Origin of the sequence: Variovorax sp. LjRoot130 (assembly GCF_964253755.1) — a bacterium.
Lineage (GTDB): Bacteria > Pseudomonadota > Gammaproteobacteria > Burkholderiales > Burkholderiaceae_C > Variovorax.
Genome location: NZ_CAXURM020000001.1, coordinates 4,226,506 through 4,247,527, shown reverse-complemented (window position 1 = coordinate 4,247,527; position 21,022 = coordinate 4,226,506). Strand labels below are relative to the sequence as shown.

Annotated in this window: 18 protein-coding genes; 11 read left to right on the top strand and 7 right to left on the bottom strand. The window is 68.4% G+C overall.

The annotated features are described in order from the left end of the window. Positions 1-95 precede the first annotated feature (95 nt). The 10 genes from ACSQ86_RS21225 to ACSQ86_RS21180 all read left to right on the top strand — a co-directional run bounded on the left by ACSQ86_RS21225 (position 96) and on the right by ACSQ86_RS21180 (position 8,966). Positions 96-1,511: an FAD-binding oxidoreductase gene (locus tag ACSQ86_RS21225; protein WP_436309545.1), complete on the top strand. Its 1,416-nt coding sequence runs from the start codon at positions 96-98 to the stop codon at positions 1,509-1,511. 2 nt (positions 1,512-1,513) lie between these two features. Continuing rightward, positions 1,514-2,059, top strand: a complete 546-nt coding sequence (locus tag ACSQ86_RS21220) for a TRAP transporter small permease (RefSeq protein WP_093102736.1) — start codon at positions 1,514-1,516, stop codon at positions 2,057-2,059. Continuing rightward, the gene (locus ACSQ86_RS21215; RefSeq protein ID WP_093102738.1) at positions 2,056-3,333 is read left to right on the top strand and encodes a TRAP transporter large permease; all 1,278 of its coding nucleotides are present in this window, start codon (positions 2,056-2,058) and stop codon (positions 3,331-3,333) included. Before ACSQ86_RS21220 ends, ACSQ86_RS21215 begins: the two co-directional genes overlap by 4 nt. Positions 3,334-3,359: 26 nt before the next feature. Further along, on the top strand, positions 3,360-4,379 hold the full coding sequence (locus ACSQ86_RS21210) for a TRAP transporter substrate-binding protein (RefSeq protein WP_436304942.1): 1,020 nt from the start codon (positions 3,360-3,362) through the stop codon (positions 4,377-4,379). A 16-nt stretch (positions 4,380-4,395) separates the two neighbouring features. Then, on the top strand, positions 4,396-5,175 hold the full coding sequence (locus ACSQ86_RS21205; protein ID WP_436309544.1) for an SDR family oxidoreductase: 780 nt from the start codon (positions 4,396-4,398) through the stop codon (positions 5,173-5,175). Beyond that, complete coding sequence (locus tag ACSQ86_RS21200) at positions 5,175-5,972, top strand: SDR family NAD(P)-dependent oxidoreductase (RefSeq protein ID WP_436304940.1); 798 nt, start codon at positions 5,175-5,177, stop codon at positions 5,970-5,972. The genes ACSQ86_RS21205 and ACSQ86_RS21200 overlap by 1 nt, the downstream gene beginning before the upstream one ends. A gap of 1 nt (position 5,973) precedes the next feature. Beyond that, positions 5,974-6,843, top strand: coding sequence for an isocitrate lyase/PEP mutase family protein (locus ACSQ86_RS21195; protein ID WP_436304939.1), 870 nt, complete (start codon positions 5,974-5,976; stop codon positions 6,841-6,843). A gap of 51 nt (positions 6,844-6,894) precedes the next feature. Then, a complete protein-coding gene (locus tag ACSQ86_RS21190; RefSeq protein ID WP_436304938.1) occupies positions 6,895-7,812 on the top strand; it encodes a dihydrodipicolinate synthase family protein in 918 nt (305 codons plus the stop codon). Positions 7,813-7,816: 4 nt separating this feature from the next. Beyond that, positions 7,817-8,737 carry a ribokinase gene (locus ACSQ86_RS21185; RefSeq protein WP_436304936.1) on the top strand — a complete coding sequence of 307 codons (921 nt, stop codon included), beginning with the start codon at positions 7,817-7,819 and terminating at the stop codon, positions 8,735-8,737. Between the two features lie 67 nt (positions 8,738-8,804). Further along, a complete protein-coding gene (locus ACSQ86_RS21180) occupies positions 8,805-8,966 on the top strand; it encodes an amidohydrolase family protein (RefSeq protein ID WP_436304935.1) in 162 nt (53 codons plus the stop codon). 21 nt (positions 8,967-8,987) lie between these two features. Here ACSQ86_RS21180 and ACSQ86_RS21175 read toward each other — a convergent pair whose 3' ends face one another. From ACSQ86_RS21175 to ACSQ86_RS21145, 7 genes are read right to left on the bottom strand one after another with little or no spacing between them, the layout of a single operon-like run. After that, complete coding sequence (locus tag ACSQ86_RS21175) at positions 8,988-9,977, bottom strand: alpha/beta hydrolase (RefSeq protein ID WP_436304934.1); 990 nt, start codon at positions 9,975-9,977, stop codon at positions 8,988-8,990. A 29-nt stretch (positions 9,978-10,006) separates the two neighbouring features. Beyond that, complete coding sequence (locus ACSQ86_RS21170) at positions 10,007-12,424, bottom strand: efflux RND transporter permease subunit (protein WP_436309543.1); 2,418 nt, start codon at positions 12,422-12,424, stop codon at positions 10,007-10,009. 23 nt (positions 12,425-12,447) lie between these two features. Next, the gene (locus ACSQ86_RS21165) at positions 12,448-13,536 is read right to left on the bottom strand and encodes a WD40/YVTN/BNR-like repeat-containing protein (protein ID WP_436309542.1); all 1,089 of its coding nucleotides are present in this window, start codon (positions 13,534-13,536) and stop codon (positions 12,448-12,450) included. Further along, entirely contained in the window at positions 13,536-14,894 is a 1,359-nt protein-coding gene (locus tag ACSQ86_RS21160) for a DUF1329 domain-containing protein (protein ID WP_093102759.1), read from the bottom strand. Before ACSQ86_RS21160 ends, ACSQ86_RS21165 begins: the two co-directional genes overlap by 1 nt. Before the next feature lie 22 nt (positions 14,895-14,916). Beyond that, positions 14,917-16,605 (bottom strand): DUF1302 domain-containing protein, encoded by a 1,689-nt coding sequence (locus ACSQ86_RS21155; protein ID WP_436309541.1) that lies wholly within the window; start codon positions 16,603-16,605, stop codon positions 14,917-14,919. 40 nt (positions 16,606-16,645) lie between these two features. After that, positions 16,646-17,413 carry a coniferyl-alcohol dehydrogenase gene (locus ACSQ86_RS21150; protein WP_436309540.1) on the bottom strand — a complete coding sequence of 256 codons (768 nt, stop codon included), beginning with the start codon at positions 17,411-17,413 and terminating at the stop codon, positions 16,646-16,648. Between the two features lie 33 nt (positions 17,414-17,446). Then, complete coding sequence (locus tag ACSQ86_RS21145; RefSeq protein WP_436304929.1) at positions 17,447-18,922, bottom strand: benzaldehyde dehydrogenase; 1,476 nt, start codon at positions 18,920-18,922, stop codon at positions 17,447-17,449. 260 nt (positions 18,923-19,182) lie between these two features. Here ACSQ86_RS21145 and ACSQ86_RS21140 point away from each other — a divergent pair, with 260 nt between their 5' ends. Continuing rightward, the gene (locus tag ACSQ86_RS21140; protein WP_436304928.1) at positions 19,183-21,012 is read left to right on the top strand and encodes a sigma 54-interacting transcriptional regulator; all 1,830 of its coding nucleotides are present in this window, start codon (positions 19,183-19,185) and stop codon (positions 21,010-21,012) included. Positions 21,013-21,022 lie beyond the last annotated feature (10 nt).

Sequence of the window (21,022 nt, the reverse complement as noted above, 5' to 3'; positions counted from 1 at the left end):
CCGACCTGCGGGCGCAGGGAGTAGCCCGGGGAAATACTAATGCCCTAGTGCCTTACATACAAGATGATGCGCTCATCTCTTTCGAACGGATGCCCATGACGCTCACGCTTTCGACCGCCGTGCCGCCGTCCTTGCTCGCGCTGCGCGAGGTGCTCGGCGCCTCCGCCGTGCTCTTTGGCGACGAGGTGCCGCAGCGCAACCGCAACGACTGGAGCACCCAGCCGCCGACGCGCCCGCTGGCGGTGGTGCGGCCGGTGGATGCGGCGGGCGTCTCGGCTGCCCTGGTCGCCTGCCGCGAAGCCGGCGTGCCGGTGGTGCCGCAAGGCGGCTTGACCGGCCTGTGCGGCGGTGCGCGGCCGGAAGACGGCTGGGTGGCACTGTCACTGGAGCGCATGGTCGGCGTCGAGGAGATCGACCCCGCGAGCGCCACCATGACGGTGTGGGCCGGAACGCCGCTCGAACTGGTGCAGCGCGCAGCCGCCGAAGCCGGCTTCTATTTCGCGCTCGACCTCGGCGCGCGCGGCTCCTGCGCCATCGGCGGCAACCTGTCGACCAACGCGGGCGGCAACCGCGTGATCCGCTACGGCATGGCACGCGAGCTGGTGCTCGGCCTGGAGGTGGTGCTGCCCGACGGCACGGTGATGACCAGCCTCAACAAGATGCTGAAGAACAACGCCGGCTACGACCTCAAACACCTGTTCATTGGCAGCGAGGGGACGCTGGGCATCATCACCCGCATCGTGCTGCGTCTGCACCCGCAGCCGGGCTGCACGCTGTCGGCGCTGTGCGCCGTGCCTGACTACGACAGCGTGGTGCGCCTGCTGGGCGCCGCGCGCGGCGGACTGGGGCCGTTGCTTTCGGCCTTCGAGGTCATGTGGCCCGACTACTGGCAGGTGGTGACCGAGCGGGTGGGCGTGCGCGATCCGCTGACCGGCGGCGCACCGCACGGACACTATGTGCTGGTGGAGGCCCAGGGCACCGACGAGGCGATCGACGGCCCGCGTTTCCAGCGCTGGCTCGAGCGCCTGATGGAAGAGGGCGTGCTGGCCGACGCGGTGGTTGCGCAGTCGATGGCCGATACGCAGTCGTTCTGGGCGCTGCGCGATGCCTGCGCCGAGTTCTTCCCCACCTTGGGCCCGCACGTCTCCTACGACGTCGGCCTGGCGGTGAAGTCGATGGATGCCTACGTGCGTGCCTGCAAGGCGGCGCTGGCCGCGCGCATCCCCGGCTGCGAGAGCGTCTATTACGGGCACATCGGCGACGGCAACCTGCACCTGGTGGCGTGGGTTCGCGGCCTGTCGATCGAGCAGCAGCCCAAGGATGCGATGGACGAGGTGATCTACGGCCTGGTGCGCGAGTTCGGCGGCACGGTATCGGCCGAGCATGGCATCGGCACGGCGAAGAAGCGCTGGCTCGGCCACGCGCGCAGCGCCGTGGAGATCGCGCTGATGAAGACGCTGAAGGCGGCCCTCGACCCCGCGGGCCTGCTCAACCCCGGCAAGGTGGTGTGAGCATGGGCCGCGTCTGGGTCGACCGCCTGTTCAAGGGCATCGAGGCGGTGCTTGCGGCCTTGCTGCTGGGCATGGTGCTGATGGTGTTCGGCAACGTGGTGCTGCGCTACGCGTTCAACTCCGGCATCCAGGTGTCCGAGGAGCTGTCGCGCTTCTTCTTCGTCTGGCTCACCTTCATCGGCGCCATCGTCGCGATGCGCGACGGCGCCCACCTGGGCATGGACGGCTTCGTCAGCCGCCTGTCGCGGCGCGGCAAGCTGGCCTGCCTGGCGGCCAGCCAGGCGATCGTGCTGATTTGCTGCGTGATGCTGTTCTGGGGCACCTGGCAGCAGCACGAGGTCAATGCCACCACCAAGGCGCCGGTCACCGAGATCTCGATGATCTGGGTCTTCGGCGTCGGCTACCTGACCAGCGTGGCGATCGGCGCCCACGCGCTGCACGCGCTGTGGCGCATCGCCACCGGCCGACTGCGCGACGACGAACTGGTGCAGGTGACGGAGAGCGAGGAAATCCCGCACGAGGTCGCTCATCCGGGAGCCCGGCCATGACGATCGCCGTCTTCACCATCTCGCTGCTCGGCGCCATGATGCTGGGCGCGCCGATTGCCTTCGCGCTGCTGATCTGCGGCGGCGCCCTGATGGTCGCCCAGGGCCAGATCGACACCACCATCCTGTCGCAGAAGCTGGTGGAGGGCGCGGACAGTTTCCCGCTGCTGGCGATCCCCTTCTTCATACTGGCCGGCGAGCTGATGAACGCCGGCGGCATCTCGCGGCGCATCGTCAACTTCGCGCTGGCCTGGGTCGGCCACCTGCGCGGCGGCCTCGGGCTGGTGGCGATCTTCGCCTCGGTGGTGATGGCGGCGATCTCCGGCAGCGCCGCCGCCGACGCCGCGGCCATCGGGGCGATGCTGATTCCGATGATGCGACAGGCCGGCTACGACGTGCCGCGCTCGGCCGGGCTGATCGCCGCCGGCGGCGTGATCGCGCCGGTGATTCCGCCGTCGATCGGACTGATCGTGTTCGGCGTCATCGCCAACGTGTCGATCGGCAAGCTGTTCCTCGCCGGCATCGTGCCGGGGCTGATGATGGGCCTGTCGCTGGTCATCGCCTGGCAGTGGGTGGCGCGGCGCGACAAGGTGGCGGTGCAGCCGCGCCAGTCGATGGCCGCGCGCGGCCGCGCCGCGGTCGACGGCATCTGGGCGCTGCTGATGCCGCTGGGGATCATCGGGGGGCTCAAGTTCGGCATCTTCACGCCCACCGAAGCCGGCGTGGCGGCCTGCGTCTACGCCTTCGTGCTCGGCGCCTTTGTCTATCGCGAACTGAGCGCGCGCCAGTGCTACGGCCTGCTCGTGGCGGCCGCGAAGAGCACCGCCGTGGTGGTGTTCCTGATCGCAGCGGCGCTGGTGTCGGCCTGGCTGATCACCACCTCCGAGGTGCCGGCGCAGGTGGCAGCGATGCTCGAACCCTTCATGGGCAACAAGATCCTCCTGATGCTGGTGATCATGGTCATCGTGGTGATCGTCGGCACCGCGCTCGACTTCGCGCCCACGCTGATGATCCTCACGCCCGTGCTGATGCCGGTGGTGAAGCAGGCGGGCATCGATCCGGTGTACTTCGGCGTGCTGTTCATCATGAACAACGCCATCGGCCTGATCACGCCGCCGGTGGGCATCGTGCTCAACGTGATGTGCGGCGTGGCCAAGATCTCGATGCGGGACCTGATGCGCGGCCTGTGGCCCTTCCTCTGGGCCGAACTCATCGTGCTGCTGCTGCTGGTGCTGTTTCCGGCGCTGGTGCTGGTGCCGCTCAAGTGGCTGAGCTGATTTTTCACACATAAAGGAGACATACGATGACGATCCGTTCTTCCCGCCTTTCCCGATTCGTTGCCGTGGCCCTGGCCGCCGGTGTTGCAGCCGGGGCCGCACAGGCCCAGTTCAAGGAGCGCAACTTCCGCGTCTCCAACGGCGTGAGCAAGGAGCACCCGATGGGCAACGGCCTCGCCAAGATGGGCGCCTGCACGCTCGAGAAGAGCGGCGGCAAGATGAAGATCCAGCCCTTCTGGGACGGCGCATTGGGCAACGACCTCACCGGCACGCAGAGCGTGCGCACGGGCTCGCTCGAGATGGTGATCACCTCGACCGCGCCGGTGGTCTCGATCGTGCCGGAGCTGGGCGTGTTCGATCTGCCCTTCCTCTTCAACACTTCCAGCGAGGCCGACAAGCTGCTCGACGGCAAGGTCGGCGACTGGTTCGCTGCCAAGCTGCCGGCGGTCGGCCTGGTCAATCTCGCCTGGTGGGAGAACGGCTTTCGCCACACGACCAACTCGAAGCGGCCGATCAACAAGGTCGAGGATTTCGACGGCGTGAAGATGCGCGTGATGCAGAACACCATCTTCCTCGACACCTTCAAGACCCTGGGCAGCAACGCGGTGCCGATGGCCTTCACCGAGGTCTACTCGGCGCTCGAGACCAAGACGGTGGACGGCCAGGAGAACCCCTTCACCAACATCGAGAACATGAAGTTCTACGAGGTGCAGAAGTACCTCACGCTGACCAAGCACGCCTACAGCCCGACGCTGGTGCTGTTCTCCCGCAAGATCTGGGACACGCTCTCGCCGCAGGAGCAGACCACGCTGCGCGAATGCGCGCTGCAAGGCCGCGACGAGCAGCGCCGCGCCAACCGCGCCATGGAAGCGCGCAGCGTGGACAACCTCAAGGCGAAGGGCATGGCGGTCAACGAGATCGCGCCGGCCGAGATGCAGCGCATCCGCGATCGCTCGAGCGTGATCTACGAGCGCCACGCCAAGGCCATCGGCGGCGAGGCGATCACCATGGTCACCTCCGAGCTCAAGCGCATCCGCGGCAACTGAGGCGAGGGTGTCGACGATGAGTCTTTCCGGAAAGGTCGCCTGGGTCACGGGCGGCGGCAGCGGCATCGGATGGGCCGGCGCGACCGAACTGGCCCTTGCCGGTTGCCGGGTCGTCATCTCCGGGCGCGAGGCGCCCAAGCTCGACGCGGGCGTCGAGGCCGCCGAGCGCCTCGGCGCGCCGCGTGGCGCCATCACGGCCGCGCCGCTGGACGTGGCGGATGCGACGGCCGTCGCGGTGGTGGCGCGGACGATCGAGGCCGAGCTAGGCCGCATCGACATCCTCGTCAACAGCGCCGGCATCAACTTCCCCAAGCGCTACTGGTGCGAAACCGACGCGGCCACCTTCGAGCAGGTGGTCGCCGTCAACCTGAACGGCGCCACCTACTGCACGCTGGCGGCGGCCAAGGGCATGCGCGCGCGCCGCGAGGGCACGGTGATCAACGTCGCCTCCTTCGCGGGCTGGCACTACGAGTACCTGACCGGACCGGCCTACACCGCCAGCAAGGCCGCGCTGATGGCGCTCACGCATTCCTTCAACATTGAGGAGTGCGTCAACGGCCTGCGCGCCACCGCGCTGTGCCCGGGCGAAGTCGCCACGCCGATCCTGAAGAAGCGGCCGGTGCAGCCGACCGACGCGGAGAAGGCGCGCATGCTCCAGGAGGCGGACCTGGGGCGCACGATCCGCTTCATCGCCGAGATGCCGCCGCACGTCTGCATCAACGAGCTGGTGATCTCTCCGGTGTGGAACCGCACCTACGTTGCCGGCGAAGCGCTGCAGCGCAAGGTGGCGCCGTGATGCAGGCCGCGAGCGGCGGGCCGGTGGTGGCCGTCACCGGCGCCGGGCAGGGCATCGGCCGTGCGCTGGCGCGGGCTTTCGCAGGACAGGGTGCACGGGTCGTGGTTTCCGATATCGACGTCGGCTCCTGCGCTGACGCGGCGGCCGAACTCGACACGCTCGGCGTGCCGGCCGACGTGACGCGTGCCGAGGATTGCGCGGCACTGGTCGGGCGCGCGGTCGACGCATTCGGCCGCCTCGACGTGATGGTCTGCAACGCCGGCATCATGCAGCTCAAGCCGCTGCTCGAACTGGATGGCAGCGACTGGGACCGCATGCTCGGCGTCAACGTGAAGGGCAGCTTCCTCACGCTGCAGGCGGCGGCGCGGCAGATGCTGGCGCAGCCGCCGCTGGCCGAAGGCAGGCCGCGCGGCAAGATCCTGCTGATGGCGTCGATCGCCGGCCGCAGCGGCGCCGGCGCGATCGCGGCGGTGATCCCGCACTACCGCGCCAGCAAGGCGGCGGTGATCAGCCTCACCCAGTCGGCGGCCATCGCCTTCGCGCCGCAGATCACCGTCAACGCGATCTGCCCCGGGCTGGTGGAGACCGACATGTGGCAGCGCATGGACCGCGACTGGACCGCGCTGCAGGGCGTGCCCCGGGGCCAGGCGTGGCAGCAGCGCGTGGCGGCCGTGCCCATGGGCCGGGCGCAGACCCCCGAGGATGTGGCCGACCTGGCGACGTTTCTCGCTTCGCAGGCAGCCGACTACATGACGGGCCAGTCGATCAACATCGACGGCGGCCTGATGATGAATTGAGATGACCCCACATCCCGCACTGTCCCTCAAGGCGCTGCTTGCCGGCGGCTCCATCGTCCAGGCGCCCGGCGCCTACGACGCGCTGAGCGCGCGGCAGATCGAGCGCGCCGGCTTCCCGGCCATCTACATGACCGGCTTCGGCGCCACCGCGTCGCGGCTGGGCCAGCCCGACATCGGCCTCTTAACCCAGACCGAAATGACCGGCCACGCGCGCGACATGGTGCGCGCCGTCGGCGTGCCGGTGATCGCCGACGCCGACACCGGTTACGGCGGCCCGTCGAACATCGAGCGCACGGTGCGCGAGTACGTCCAGTCCGGCGTGGCCGCCATCCACCTCGAGGACCAGGTGGCGCCGAAGCGCTGCGGCCAGATGGCCGGCATCCGCCTGATCGATGCGCGCGAGAACGAGCGTCGGCTGCGCTGCGCGGTCGCTGCGCGCGGCAGCGATCCCATGCTGATCATCGGGCGCACCGATGCGCTGCCCGCCGCCGGCATCGACGAAGCGCTGGCGCGCGCCCGGCGCTGGCAGGACGCCGGCGTCGACCTGGTCTTCGTCGACGGCATCAAGAAGATCGCCGAGGTGGAGGCCGTGGCGCGGCAGCTGCCCGGGCCGAAGATCGTCTCCATCGTCGACGGCAACGAGACCACTGCGCTGAGCGCGTCCGATCTGCAGGCCATGGGCTTTGCCGTGGTGCTGTACGCCGTGACCGCGCTCTTCAGCGCGGCGCTGGCCGTCGAGCAGGCGCTGGCCCGCCTGCGGCAGGACGGCACGCCGCGCGATGTTCCCTCGCTGGCCTATGCCGACTTCACCCGCATCGTCGGCCTCGCGGCCCACCAGCGGCTCGACGAGCAGTTCGGTGCCGATGGCTGAAACGCATTTCTTCCCTGGCCTTGTCTCTTCCCATTTGCGAAAGTCCCGACCTTGAACACCGCCTCTCCCATTCCCTATGCCGGCATCTGGCCCGCGCTGCTGACCCCGCTCGATGCGAAGCTCGACATCGACATTCCGCGCTTCGCCTCGCACGCGCTGCGCCTGATCGACGCCGGCTGCACCGGCGTCACGCCCTTCGGCACCACCGGCGAAGGGCCTTCCTTCAGCGTGGCCGAGCGCATGGATGCATTGGCTGGCCTGGTGGCGCGGGGCGTACCGGCGGGGCGCATCCTGGTCTCCACCAGCTGCGCCGCACTGCCGGATGCGCTGGCGCTGACCCGGCACGCGGTCGAGCTGGGTGCCTATGGCTGCCTGCTGCTGCCGCCCTTCTTTCTGAAGGGCGTGTCCGACCAGGGCGTGATCGACGCCTACCGGTGGATCATCGACGGCGTCGGCGATGCACGGCTGCGCATCGTGCTCTATCACATCCCGCAAGTATCGGGCGTGGGGTTGAGCCACCACGTGATCCGCACGCTGAAGACGCTGTACCCGGACACGATCGTGGGTCTCAAGGACAGCGGCTGCCGGCGCGAGGATTCGCTGGCCTACGCCGAGGCGTTCATGCCGCCGATGCAGGTGTGGGTGGGCAACGAGCCCGATCTCCAGACCCTGGCCGCACGCGGCAGCGTCGGCGCCGTCAGCGGCATCGCCAACGTCATGCCGCGCCTCGTGCAACGCCTGGTGAAGGGCTCCGGCGAGCCGGCCGCCGATCAGCAGCGCGTGCTCGCGCTGCTCCAGATCCTCGGCGGCTACGGCCTGACGGCGGCCTTCAAGGGTGTGATGGCGCTGCAGGGCGATGCGCCGGGCTGGATGCGCGTGCGTGCGCCGCTGGTGGCGCTGGACGCGGCCGAATACGAGCGGCTGGCGGCGCAGTTGCGCGCCTTCGGCATCGACCGCGACCGGGACTGAGCGCATGGCTGCCACGGTAGTCTGCATCGCGAGCTGGAATGCCGACCTCGTGTCGCGCATCCCGCGGCCGTTGGCGCGCGGCGAGACGCTGATGGCGGACAGCTTCGAGATCAGCCCCGGCGGCAAGGGCTCGAACGCCGCGGTCGCGGCGGCGCGCCAGGGCGCTGCCGTGGCCGTCGTGGCCCGCATCGGCGACGACGATTTCGGCCGCATGGCGCTCGAGCTGTGGCAGGCCGAAGGCATCGACGTGCGTCACGTGGAGCGCGCCGCCGGCGAGCGCAGTGGTGTCGCGCAGATCCACGTTTTCGACGACGGCGACAACGCGATCTCCGTGTTTCGCGGCGCCGGTGCCGGCCTCGGCGCGGCGCATGCACGGGCCGCGGCCGGCACCATGGCGGTCTGCCGGGTGGTGATGGCCTCGTGCGAGGTGCCGCTCGGCTGCACGCTCCAGGCCTTCCGGCAGGCGCGCAGCCTCGGTGCACTGACGCTGCTCAATCCGGCGCCGGCCATGCCCTTGCCCGACGAACTGCTGCCGCTGGTCGACGTGCTCACGCCCAATGAAGGCGAGCTGGCCGCGCTGGCCGGTCCGGCCGCGGCCTCCGTCGACGAGGCGGCGGCGCTGCTGCTGGCACGCGGCGTGGGCGCCATCGTGGTCACGCTCGGCGGCGCCGGCTGCCGTCTCTATCGGCGTGGTGAGTCCCCGCAGCAGGAGCCGGGGCATCGCGTGCCGGTGGTGGACACCATCGGCGCGGGCGACACCTTCACCGGGGCATTGGCCGCCGCGCTGGCGCGCGGCGAGCTGCTGCCCTCGGCGATGCGACTTGCCAACGCTGCGGCGGCGCTATCGGCAAGTGGCCGTGGAGCGATCGATGGCATGCCTCGGCGGCACGAATCGGACGCACTGCTGGCCAGGCGCACTGCGTAGAAGCGTATGCGCGCGAACCGGGATTGCCGAGTGATCGAAGGGCTGCCTACTTGCGCGCGATCACTTCATGCGTGGTCCGGGCAAGCACAAGGTGTTGTTCGGCACGAACTACCCCATGCTCACGCCCGCCGAATGCCTCGCCGGCATCGATGCGCTTCAGTTGGGAGATGAAGTGCTGCCTTTGTTCCTGTCAGGCAACGCGCGACGGGCGTTCAAGCTGCAAGCTTGATATTTGCATGACAGTCTCACTTCAGTGACTGGGGTGGGAGTGGGGCGATAGTTGCGAGCGCAACCACGCGGCCAGGTCGGCCATCACCTGGGTGCCCAGCGTCGATACCGCGGTGAAGTGAATGCAGGCGTGGATGGCACCGGGGTAGTGGCGGTGCTCGGTCGGCACGCCGGCCTGCGCGATGCGCAGCGCCAGCGCATGGCCTTCGTCACGCAGCGGGTCGTGGCCCATGGTGGCCAGCCAGGTGGGCGGCAGCGTGTCCAGTGCCTGCGAGTGCAACAAGGCGAAATCGGAGTGCCGCGCCAGCTCTTGGCGCCCGCCGAGGTAGCAGTCGACAAACCATTGCATGACGCCGGTGGTGAGGAACTTGCCCTCGCCGTTCTCGACCATCGAAGGGCTCGGTTCGCTGTAGTGCTGGGCGACGGGATAGATGAGGCCCAGCGCACGCGGCGCGATCGCGCCGGCCGCACGCAGCGCCGCCACGGTGGCGAGCTGCGCGCCCGCGCTGTCGCCGGCCAGCGCGATGCGCGACGGATCGGCGCCGAGCTCGCGCGCGTGCGCGGCCACCCAGCGCAGCGCACAGGCCACGTCGTCCACCGCCGCTGGAAACGGATGCTCGGGCGCTAGCCGGTAGTCCACCGCCACCACCACGGCGGCCACGTCATGGCACAAAGTGCGGCAAACCTTGTCGTGGGTTTCGAGGTCGCCGATCACGAAGCCGCCACCGTGCACGTAGAGCAGCAAGGGAAGCGGCCCCTCCGCGTCGGGCTGGTAGATACGCAGCATCAAAAGGCTGCAAGGTCCGTCGATGGCACAGTCGTTCGCCGACGCGATGGTGGGTGCCTGCAGGCCCAACTGGGCGGCCAGGTCACGGTAGATCTGGCGTGCCACCAGCGGGGGCAGCGTCTCGAGCGGCGGGTTGCCTTGGGCGGCGGCTTGCGCCAGAAAGCCGGCCAGCGCCGGGTCGAGAGGCGCCGTGGCGAGCACGGTGGGGATGGAGGTGTGGGTCATTGCGATCGTCCAGGTGTTGATCTCGGTTCTCAAGCGGGCACGGATGCCGGTTCGGCCGCAGGCCGCAGCACCGGTGCGGCGGGCTGCAACAGGAAATAGCCCAGCGCGGGCAACAGCACCAACGCGCCGACCATGTTCCACACGAACATGAAAGCCAGCAGGATGCCCATGTCGGCCTGGAACTTGATGGGCGAGAACGCCCAGGTGCCCACTGCCAGCGCCAGCGTGATGCCGGTGAGCATGACCACCCGGCCGGTGAAGCGCAGCGCGTGCGCATAGGCGTCGGCCAGGCTCGCGCCTTCGCGCATGCGCGTCAGTGTGACGCTGAGCACGTACAGCGCGTAGTCCACGCCGATGCCCACGCCCAGCGCGATCACCGGCAGCGTGGCGACTTTCACGCCCATGCCCAGGCCCACCATCAGTGCCTCGCACAGCACCGAGGTCAGCACCAGCGGCAGCACCGCCACCACCACGGCGCGCCAGGAACGGAATGTCACCCAGCACAGCAACACCACGGCGGCGTAAACCCACAGCAGCATCTCGCGCATCGCCTGGTGCACCACGATGTTGGTGGCCGCGGCAATGCCCGCGCTGCCGGCCGCCAGCTTGAAGGTGACCTCGGGCGTGTTGTTGGCGGCGGCAAAGCGCTCGACTTCGGCCGTCACCCGCGACAGCGTCTCGGCCTTGTGGTCCTTCAGATAGACGTACAGCGCCAGGAACGAGCAGTTCTGGTTGAACAGCTCGCGCGGCGCGCGCGTCTGAACGCCGCCCAGCGCGCCCTCGTTGGGCAGCAGGTCGAACCACTTGAGGTTGCCCTCGTTGTAGCCCACCATTGCCAGCTTGGACAGCGCCGCCATCGAGTTGGTGGACTCCACGCCGGGCAATTGCTCCAGCCGCCAGGCCAGTGCGTCCATTTTCGCCAGCGTGCCGTAACGCGTGCACTGGTCCACTGGTGTGGTGGCCATCACGGTGAGGATGTCGGTGCTGGCGGCATAGTGGCCGATCAGGTAGTCGTTGTCTAGGTTGTAGCGCGCCTCGCGCCGCAGCTCGGGCGCACCCGGATCCAGGTCACCGATGGACAGGTGCAGGCTCATCGCGAAACCGGCGGCGGCGAGCAGCCCTCCCACGGCGACTGCGCCAACGGCCCAGCGCCTCGTGGTGAAGCGCTCCAGCAGCGACCACAGGCGCGAGCGCTGCGCATCGGACGCGGTTTCCAGGCGCAAGCTGCGCGCGGCTGCCTTGGGGCTCACGCCCAGGTAGGACAGCAGCACCGGCAGCAGCACGAGATTGGTGAAGATCAGCGCGGCCACGCCGATGCTGGCGATCAAGGCGAGGTCCTGGATGACCTTGATGCGGATGATGACCAGCACCGCGAAGCCCACCGCGTCGCACAGCAGCGCGGTGAGGCCGGCCACGAACAGACGCCGGAAGGTGTAGCGTGCCGCCACCAGCCGATGCGTGCCGCGGCCCACGTCCTGCATGATGCCGTTCATCTTCTGCGCGCCGTGGCTCATGCCGATGGCGAACACCAGGAAAGGCACCAGCACCGAATAGGGATCGAGCTCGTAGCCCAGCAGCGCCAGCAGCCCGAACTGCCACACCACCGCCACCAGCGAGCAGGCCACCACCAGCGCCGTGCTGCGCGCGCAGCGCGTGTAGCCGTATAGCACGGCACTGCAGATCGCCAACGCCAGCAGGAAGAACAGTAGCACCTGATGCAGGCCTTCGATCAGGTCGCCCACCACCTTGGCGAACCCGGTCACGCGGATCTGCAGCGCATCGTTGCCGTATTTGCCGCGCAGCGCTTCGATTCGGCGCGACAGCTCGCCGTAGTCGAGCGCCTGGCCGGTCTGCGGATGACGGTCCAGCAGCGGCACGAACACGATGCTGGACTGGAAGTCGGCGGCCACCAGCTGGCCGATCTCGCCCGAGCGTTCGACGTTGGCGCGCAGCTCGGCCAGGCTCGCGGGCGAGCCGTCGTAGGCGTTGGGAATCACCGGTCCGCCATCCAGCCCCTCTTCGGTCACCGCCACCCAGCGCGTGTTGGAAGTCCACAGCGACTTCATGAAGGGCCGGTCCACGCCCGGCATCAGGAAGATCTCGTCGTTGATCTTCTGCAGCGTGTCGAGGTAGACCTTGTCGAAGATGGTGCCCTGGCGGGCCTGCACGACCACGCGCATCGCATTGGCCTGGCCGCCCAGGTCGCCCTTGTGGGCCAGGTAGTTGACGATGTAGGGGTGGCCAGTGGGCAGCGTCTTTTCGAAGCTGGCATTGAGCTGCAGCTTGAGCGCCTGCCAGCCCAGCGTCACGGTGAGCAACAGGCACAGGGCCAGCACCCAAGGGCGGTGATTGAACAAGGCGCGTTCGACGGCCGAGCCGGAGCGCGCGTCGAAGTCTTCGATGCGCGCCACGACGGCCTGCGCGCTGGAGGGAGAGTCGGTATGCATGAGGCGTTAAAGCGGTTTTTTTTTCAGTCGAGCGGCGGCGCGGGCAGCCGGCGCATGCCGCGCAGGCTGGCCAGCACGAGGGCGCCGTCGGCGGCCACGGCGATACCGGCCACGGGCACGGGCTCGCGCGAGGGGATGCGGCGCAGCGCGGCCGTGTCCTGGCGCGCCAGCAGCAAATCGCCGGCCTGCGTCACCAGCGCGAAGCCGCCGCCCGGCAAGGCCGTGCCCGCGCCCACGGTCATGGGCGTGGTGCTGTCCAGCTTGTCCCAGTGCGCGCCATCGTCGCTGGAGCGAAAGGCCGAACCGCGCAGGCCGTAGGCCACCAGCGCACCTCCACGCGTGCGCAGCAGGCCGAAGAAGCTGCCCTTGTAGGGCGAAGGCAGTGGCGCGAAGGTGGCGCCGCCATCGACGGAGCGCAGCAGCAGGCCCTGCTCGCCCGCCACCACCAGCGTGCCGCCGGCCGCGCGCACGCCGTACAGGTGCAGGCTCTTGGGGTTGGGCAGCCGCCCGAGCCAGGGCTCCCAACTCTGGCCGCCGTCCGCCGTGGCGAACATCAGGCCGTACGCGCCGGTGGCGAAACCGCGCTCCGCGTCGGTGAATTCCAGGTCGAAGAAGGGCTTGTCCGCGCCCTCCGTCACCAGCTGCTGCGCATGCTTGATCGCGGTAGCGTCGCCCGTGCGCTGCGCCGCCGCGGCGACCAGTGCCGCCGCGGCCATGCCATCGAGTTGCTTGTGCCAGCTCTGCCCGCCGTCATCGCTGCACAGGATGGTGCCCAGGTGGCCCGCCGCCCAGCCGGTGCGCTCATTGACGAAGCACACGCTGGTGAGCGTGGCCTGCAGCGGCACCCGGGCCTGTGCCCAGCGCGCGCCGTGGTCGTCCGACAGCAGCACCGTGCCGCGTTCGCCCACCGCCACCAGGCGCGTGCCTGCACGGCCCACTGCCAGCATGGCGGCGCCCAGCGCCTTGGGTGTGACCACCGCCGGCAACGACAGCACCGCGGGCGCGGCCGGTGCGGCACGGGCGCGCATCGGCAGCAGCGCGGGCACCGCACAACCGGCCAGCCCCACCACGGCCGCGCGCCGTGTCAGCCCGATGGGTGCCGCATCGGCCATCAGCGTCCGCCCTCGTTGGCCAGGGCTTCCGGGCTGAAGAATGTGCGCGGAATCGGCGGCAACAGCTCGTACTGCTTGCGCAGCTCGTTGGAGGCCATGTTCAGGTAATAGGCGCCGGTCTGCATGTCATAGCCGCCCCACAGCACGAAGCTGGTCACCGCCGGGATGTCCGGCGCGGTGAGCATCAGCGAATAGTTGGTGCGCCACAACTGGCCGTTGGCGTCCCAGCCGTCGAACAGCACGATCTGCCAGGAGTCTTCGTCGATGTAGTACTTGCGCTTGGGCACGACGTGGCGCTTGCCCGCAGCCAGCGTGGCCTCCACTTCCCACACGCGGTGCAGCTCCCAGCGCACCTGCGCCGGGTTGAGCGTATTGGGCGTGACCAGCTCGTCCACCTTGGCGGCGGCCGCGCGGTTGTTGTTGTAGGGGATGTAGATCTCCTTCTTGCCCACCAGTTTCAGCTCGTGCTTGTCGATCGGGCCGAACAGGTTGAAGGCTTCGTCGAACAGGCCAATGCCCGAGGTCACCGAGTCGGGCGTGTCGTAGGCGACCGAAGGCGCCTTGCGCACGCGGCGCTGGCCCACCAGGTATTGCCACAGGCCGCGCGGCACCGACTCGTTCATGCCGTCGTGCGCCAGGATGGCCTCGCCGGCCTTGGAGCCGGGCTCGGTCACGAGGAACTTGCCGAACTGGTAGTAGCCGTCGAACTTCTCGGCGCTGCCGTCCTTGTCGTAATAGGCTTGGCGCACCGTCTGCACACCGCCCGAAGCCATTGCACGCCGACCGTCGGACGTCACCACCCACACGCGAACGGGCATGGCGTAGTTGCCGCCCTTCCACGCCAGGCGGTGGTTCCAGATCGCCTCGTAGCCGTCCTTCGGAACGGGGAACGGAATGCCGCCCCAGGCGCCCTCCACGCCGTGGCCTCCATCCACCGTCTTGGCATGCGTCGCGTTCTTGAAGGTGTTGTCGTACACCGATTGCGGAGCCGCCGCGGTGCGATGCGTGGGATAGACGTCGATGCGGAAGTCGGGGTACTTCTTCATCAGCGCCTGCACGCCGTCGGTCAACTTGTCGGCGTACTGCGCCATGTTCTTGGCGTTGATCGACAGCACGGGCTTCTCGCCCGCGAACGGGTCGGGCCGCACGTCGCCGTTCTTGTAGCCGGGTGGCGCCTTGGCCAGGCCGCCGTCCCAGGTAGGGATGGTGCCGGCCTTGTTGCCGGCCTTCTCCGCGCCTACCGGGGTCAGCGTGGACTTGAGCTTTGCGGCCTCATCCGCGCTGACGGCGGCCTGCGCCGAAGCGGCGGATGCCAGCAAGGCGGCCAGCAGCAATGATTGTTTTGCGATGTGCATCATGGTGTGTCTCGATGAGTTTTTTTCAGAAAGTGCGGGAGACGGTGAACGACAGGTAGTTGCGGTCCTTCAGCGTCTGGCCATAGGACAACATGCGCGTGGGCGTGCGCGCGTCGGCGACCGTGAAGGTGTTCTCGCTGCCGAAGAAGGCGGTGTAGCTCAGGCCGATGTTCCAGGTGTTCTGGTACTTGCCCTTGATGCCGAGGGTCACATCGCCCGCATTGGTGGCGCCGCCCGCGAAGTTGAAGATCGCCGAGGAGCGGCCGCCGAAGTTGTAGCCCAGGCCCATCGGGATCGACAGGTCCAGGCCGGGCAGCACCTGGAAGTACTGCGGCTCGAAGATCATGCGGAAGGCGGCGGCCGAACGCGTGGTGTTGGGGTCCAGCCCGCCGAAGCCGGTCGTGCCCGGGTTCTTGGTGACGCTCATCACGCGGTTCCACGCCAGCTCGGCCAGCACCACGCCGCCGTCCCACAGGCCGGACTTCTTCAGCACGTAAATGCCCGACAGGTTCAGGTGGGCCGTCTTGCCGATGGCATAGCACGGGTTCGCCGCCGTACCATCGCAATTGACCGGCGGCATGAAGGGCGCGCCGCCCAGCACGGCCGGGTCGCTGGTGAGCGGCGCGTCGGCGCGCATCGAGCCTTCGAGCGCCCAGTTCAGCTGGCCGATCGACGACGTGACGCTGGCGCCCACGGTCTTGATGCCCTTGGCGTAAACGGTGTGCGCGTTGCCGTTGATCAGGTCGAACACCGGCACGGCCGGCGTCTTGTCGTTGTAGCGCGCCGCATAGACGCCGTACTCGAAGGCACTGCCGGTCGGCGACCAGCGCAACTGCGCGCCGAACTGGCCGTTGTTGCCGGGCGTTTGGTTCTTGCTGTCGTCGGTGACCAGCACCGGCGGCAGCGGCGGGCCGAAGTACACGCGGCCGCCGCCGATGTAGTCCTGATTGGAGAAGTAGCTGCCGACCCCGGGGATCTTGCTGGGCCGCCACTTGAGCTGGTAGTAGCCGCCCAGCGTCACGCCTTCGGCCACCTGCAGCGTGCCGGAGATCTGCTCCACCGGCAGCAACACTTCCTTGAACTGCCAGTTGGGCACCGAGGCAATCTTGGCGATGTCCACCGGCCCTTGCGCCGCTGCAATGCCGTTCTGGCCGAAGAACAGGCTCTCGCCGTATTGCAGCGCGTGCTTGCCCACGCGAATGGAGGCGGGCATGTCGCCGAGCGATCCCTTGGCATAGACGAATGCATCGAGGAACTGTTGGCCCCGGCCGTGCTGGCTTCGCGTAGCGGGAATGAACTCGTTGGCCGCCTGGCCCAGCTGGTTGCTCACGCCCAGCGAGCCGTCGTTGGCGTTGGTGCCCAGGTACTTGGAGTCGTACCAGGCCGCGTGACTCAGGCGCACGCCCCAGTTGCGGTGGTTGAAGTCGAACTCGGTCAGCAGATCGAAGCGGTTGGAGACCACGCCTTTCCTGAAGTTGGCGTCGCCATCGTTCTCGTTGGTCACGCCGCCGTCGCCCCGCGCCGCGGGCGAGGTCAGCACGGCCGAAGGCTCCTTCAGCCGAGATGCCAGGCTGTACTTGGGCGTGAAGTCCAGCCGGATCTTGGCGTCGGGGTCGCTGGACTCCAGTTCCATCGACAGCGCCGGCAAGGCGCAAGCCAGGGAGATTGCCAGGACCAGCGCTCGCGGGCGGAAGGGAATGAATGCAGATGTCATCGTGTCTCCTCGTCTCTCTATTTGTTGTGTGGATTGCGGCTCAGATGTAGGTCGATGCCAGTCCGCCGTCGACCGGGATGTTGGCGCCGCTGATCCAGCGCGCTTGGTCGCAGCACAGCCACGCGATCACCGGCGCGATCTCGTCGGTGAAGCCGGGGCGCAGCATGCGGTGCGCATCGGCCTGCACCCGCTCCTGGCCGAGCATGCTCACGAAGTCGCCCAGGATCGGCGTGAACACCGGACCGGGCGCGACGCAGTTCATGCGCACGCCGTGTTCCAGAAACCATTTCTGCGACTGCGTGGCGCTCCAGACGATCAGCGCTTCCTTGAAGTACTGGTAGCAGGTCTCCTGCGGCACGGGGTGGTCGCGCAGCCAATGGGCGCCGGCCTCGAAGCCTTGCGCGGCGGCGAGGGCCTTGTGCGGCTCCAATCGCTGCGGCCATTCGGCGCCGAGGATGGAGGCCACGTTGACGATGGAACCACCACGCGGGATGCGTGGCAGCGCCTGTTCAGTCAGATGGCGCAGCCCCAGGTAGTTGATGTCGGCGACCAGCTCGACTGGCGCCGTGCCGGGCACACCGGCGATGTTGCACAGCGCGTCGAAGCGATCGGGCAATTGCGCCACAGCCGCATCGATGGCGGCGACAGAACTCAAGTCGGCCTTGACGAAGCCGTCGAGCGTGAGGCTGGGGTCGTTGCGGTCCATGCCGATGACGCGGGCGCCGGCAAAGCGCGCGACGCGTACCACCTCGGCGCCAATGCCCGACGACACGCCGGTGACGACGATGGTCTTTCCTTGAAGCTGCATGAAATGTCTCCTCGGGGGTTCAGTCGATAACACTCAGAACGGATAGGGATGCGGCGCCTGCTTGATGGTCAGCCACTGCCACTGGGTGTATTCCTCCCAGTCGGCCGGGCCGCCCACGCTGCTGCCGTTGCCGGCGATGCCAGGGCCGCCGAAGGGGTTGACGCACTCGTCGTTGACGGTCTGGTCGTTGATGTGGACCATGCCGGAGTTCAACTGCGCGGCAATCGCCATGGCCCGTCCGATCGAGGGCGAGATCACCGCCGAGGCCAGGCTGCCCTGGTGGTTGTTGGCCAGGGCCACGGCCTCGTCGTCGGTCTTGAAGGTGATGATGTTGGCGACGGGGCCGAACACCTCTTCGTCGTACACGCGCATGCCGGCCCTCACGCCCGCCAGCACCGTGGGTTTGTAGAACAGGCCGTCGCTGCTGCCGCCGGCCAGCAACTGCGCGCCGGCCGCGATGCTGTCCTGCACGATGGCGTGCACGCGGTCGCGCTGCCTGGCGTCGATCAGCGGCCCCAGGGCCACCTGGCCGCTGGCGCCGTCGCCCACCGGCAGGTGCTGGGCCTTCGCGACCAGCCGCTGGGTCAAGGCAGCGGCGATGCTCTCGTGCACGATGATGCGATTGGTCGCCATGCAGATCTGCCCCTGATGCAGGTAGGCGCCCCAGGCGGCATTGCTGGCCGCGATGTCGAGGTCGGCGTCTTCCAGAATGATCAGCGAGTTGGCGCCGCCCAGCTCCAGCGTGACCTTCTTCAGATGACGCCCCGCCAGTTCGCCGATGCGCCGGCCCACGGCGGGCGAGCCGGTGAAAGCGATCATCGGCACGTGCGCATCGGTCACCAGGGCTTCACCGGCGGCGGCGTCACCGGGCAGCACCTGCAGCAGGCCGGCGGGCAGGCCTGCCGCTTCGAACACGCGGGCGATCATGAAGCCGCCGCTCACCGGCGTGCGCGAGTCGGGCTTGATCACCACGCCGTTACCGGCCGCGAGGGCCGGCGCCACGGCGCGAATGGTGAGGATGAGCGGAAAGTTGAAGGGCGAGATCACGCCCACCACGCCACGCGGCACGCGCCGCGCCAGGCTGGTGGTGCCGCTCGCGCTCGGCAGGATCTGCCCCTGCGCCTGCAGGGGCATGGCCGCCGCCAGATGGCACAGGGTGATGGCCTCGCGCACCTCATGCTGTCCTTTGGGCAGGATGGCGCCGCTCTCTCGGGCGACATAGAGCGCCAGCTCGTCGAAGTGCTGCTGGAACAACGCCGCGGCCCGTTGGAACACCGCGGCCTTCTCACGCGGCGCAACCTGCGTCCAGCTTTTCTGCGCTTGCGCCGCGGCGGCCGTGGCCAGCCCCACGTCCTGCGCGTCGGCGATGCCGACGGCCGCCATCACCTTGCCCGTGGCCGGCTCGACGACGTCGCGCACACCGCCTGCGGATGCGACCCACCCGCCGTTGAACACCTTGCCGGTCCAGGCCGCCGCGTCCAGGAACGCCGGCTTCTCCGAAACACCCATGACTCACCCCTTGCGAAAAAAGTTGATCGGCTGGCCGCGGGTGGAAATGCCCGCGGCACTGCCTTCTTTTCGCAACGGGCATACCAGCGGCGCCGCGGCGGGGTGGGCCGACGCCGCTGCGCGACGCTGTTTTTCATTTGAGGATTAGGGGAATTCCCGGAGTCTTGATAGTTATCTTGAATAACTGGTTTACCCTGATCAGCGCTTTCATCAAATGATGAAAAATCGGTCACGCGTTTCACCAAACGATGAGCTCGAAATTGACCAAAGCCACTGCCTCACCGGTCCCGGAGCGGATCTCGCTGGCCGAGGTGGCGCGCGCCACCGGCGCCGCGCTGGGCCGTTTCGACGGCGCCGAAGTGGCGCGTGCGATGAGCCGCTTCGAGGCCTCGCATGTGAGCAGCGAAGAGCACCCGACGATTGCCGACATCAGCGAATGCCTGTTCTTTTCGCCCGGTGACGGCCGCATCTGGCTGCAGGATCAGCGCATGGTGCTTCTGCATACCGAGGCGCTGGGCTCCCTGCGGCGCGAGCTGATCGACAGCCTGGGCCAGGAGAAGGCCCGCGGCCTGTTCACGCGCGCGGGCTACGTCAGCGGCGCGCGCGACGCGCGGCTGGTGCGCGAACATTGGCCCGAGGCCGAGCCGGCCGCGGCCGCGATGGCCGGCACCCGCCTGCATGCCCTGGAAGGCCTGGTGAAGGTCGAGCTGGTGCACGCGCGCTATGACCCCGAGACCTCGGACTACGAGGGCGAATTCGTCTGGCACCACTCGAGCGAAGACGACGAGCACATCGCGGCCTACGGCATCGGCGGCTCGCCGGCCTGCTGGATGCAGGTGGGCTATGCCACCGGCTACGTCAGCACCCTGTTCGGGCGGCTGGTGGTGTTCCGTGAAGTCGCCTGTCGCTCGATGGGCGAGAGCCAGTGCCGCGTGATCGGAAAATCGGCGGAGCGCTGGGACGATGTGGAAGAAGACATGCGCTACCTGCGCGCGCGCGACTTCGTCGGAGTGTCGCAGTACGGCGACGCGGCGCCGCAGGCCGCGGAGTTGCCCACGCCGCCGCGCAAAAGCGACGCGATGGTGGGCGCGTCATCGGCTTTCAACGCGGCCTGCCACCTGTTGCATCGCGTTGCGCCGACCACAGCCACTGTGCTTTTTACCGGTGAGTCCGGCGTCGGCAAGGAAAAGTTCGCCAGCATGCTGCATAGCATCAGCCCGCGGCGCGACAAGCCCTTCGTCGCGGTGAATTGCGCGGCCATTCCGGAGACGCTGATCGAGTCCGAGCTGTTCGGAGTGGAGCGCGGCGCTTACACCGGCGCCGGCGCGGCGCGGCCGGGACGCTTCGAGCGCGCCCACGGCGGCACACTGTTTCTGGACGAGATCGGCACGCTGAGCTACGCGGCCCAGGGCAAACTACTGCGCACGCTGCAGGAGGGCGAAGTCGAGCGCGTGGGTGGCACGCGCAGCGTACAGGTGGACACGCGCGTCATCGCGGCCACCAACGTCGATCTGCGCCAGGCTGTGCGCGAGGGCAAGTTTCGCGACGACCTGTTCTTCCGGCTCAATGTCTTTCCCATTCACCTGCCGCCGCTGCGCGAGCGACGCGATGACGTGCCTCTCTTGATGAGCCATTTTCTGCAGCACTACGGCCGCAAGCACGACCGGCAGGTCACTGGCTTCACGCAAGCCGCTGTCAAGGCGCTTCTGAACTACGACTACCCCGGCAACATCCGCGAACTGCAAAACCTGATCGAGCGCGCCTTGATCGTCGCCCCCGAGGGCGGCCTGCTCGAAGTTCACCACCTGTTCACAAGCGGCGAGACGCTGGACAAGAACGTGCTGTCGGTACGACCGGATGGCCACTTGGCGGGCGTGGGCGCTGCCGGTGCCCCGACCCCGCAGGCCACGCCTGCAGGCCACGCCGTGCCAGACCGCGCCGGCTCCAGTTCATTGGGGCAAGCGGAAGAGGCGCTGATACGCCGTGCGCTGGAACAATGCGGGGGCAACCTCTCCGCGGCAGCGCGTGTGCTGGGCGTCACGCGTCCCCAACTGGCCTACCGTGCGCGCAAGCGCGGCATAACAAGCTGACGACCGCTTG

Bases quoted from the DNA above. Each gene is read 5' to 3' on its own strand.
- ACSQ86_RS21195 (WP_436304939.1), top strand. From the start codon at position 5,974: ATGACCCCACATCCCGCACTGTCCCTCAAGGCGCTGCTTGCCGGCGGC.
- ACSQ86_RS21205 (WP_436309544.1), top strand. From the start codon at position 4,396: ATGAGTCTTTCCGGAAAGGTCGCCTGGGTCACGGGCGGCGGCAGCGGC.
- ACSQ86_RS21155 (WP_436309541.1), bottom strand. From the start codon at position 16,605: ATGACATCTGCATTCATTCCCTTCCGCCCGCGAGCGCTGGTCCTGGCA.
- ACSQ86_RS21185 (WP_436304936.1), top strand. From the start codon at position 7,817: ATGGCTGCCACGGTAGTCTGCATCGCGAGCTGGAATGCCGACCTCGTG.
- ACSQ86_RS21145 (WP_436304929.1), bottom strand. From the start codon at position 18,922: ATGGGTGTTTCGGAGAAGCCGGCGTTCCTGGACGCGGCGGCCTGGACC.
- ACSQ86_RS21160 (WP_093102759.1), bottom strand. From the start codon at position 14,894: ATGATGCACATCGCAAAACAATCATTGCTGCTGGCCGCCTTGCTGGCA.
- ACSQ86_RS21215 (WP_093102738.1), top strand. From the start codon at position 2,056: ATGACGATCGCCGTCTTCACCATCTCGCTGCTCGGCGCCATGATGCTG.
- ACSQ86_RS21180 (WP_436304935.1), top strand. From the start codon at position 8,805: ATGCGTGGTCCGGGCAAGCACAAGGTGTTGTTCGGCACGAACTACCCC.
- ACSQ86_RS21165 (WP_436309542.1), bottom strand. From the start codon at position 13,536: ATGGCCGATGCGGCACCCATCGGGCTGACACGGCGCGCGGCCGTGGTG.
- ACSQ86_RS21175 (WP_436304934.1), bottom strand. From the start codon at position 9,977: ATGACCCACACCTCCATCCCCACCGTGCTCGCCACGGCGCCTCTCGAC.
- ACSQ86_RS21225 (WP_436309545.1), top strand. From the start codon at position 96: ATGACGCTCACGCTTTCGACCGCCGTGCCGCCGTCCTTGCTCGCGCTG.
- ACSQ86_RS21200 (WP_436304940.1), top strand. From the start codon at position 5,175: ATGCAGGCCGCGAGCGGCGGGCCGGTGGTGGCCGTCACCGGCGCCGGG.
- ACSQ86_RS21210 (WP_436304942.1), top strand. From the start codon at position 3,360: ATGACGATCCGTTCTTCCCGCCTTTCCCGATTCGTTGCCGTGGCCCTG.
- ACSQ86_RS21170 (WP_436309543.1), bottom strand. From the start codon at position 12,424: ATGCATACCGACTCTCCCTCCAGCGCGCAGGCCGTCGTGGCGCGCATC.
- ACSQ86_RS21150 (WP_436309540.1), bottom strand. From the start codon at position 17,413: ATGCAGCTTCAAGGAAAGACCATCGTCGTCACCGGCGTGTCGTCGGGC.
- ACSQ86_RS21220 (WP_093102736.1), top strand. From the start codon at position 1,514: ATGGGCCGCGTCTGGGTCGACCGCCTGTTCAAGGGCATCGAGGCGGTG.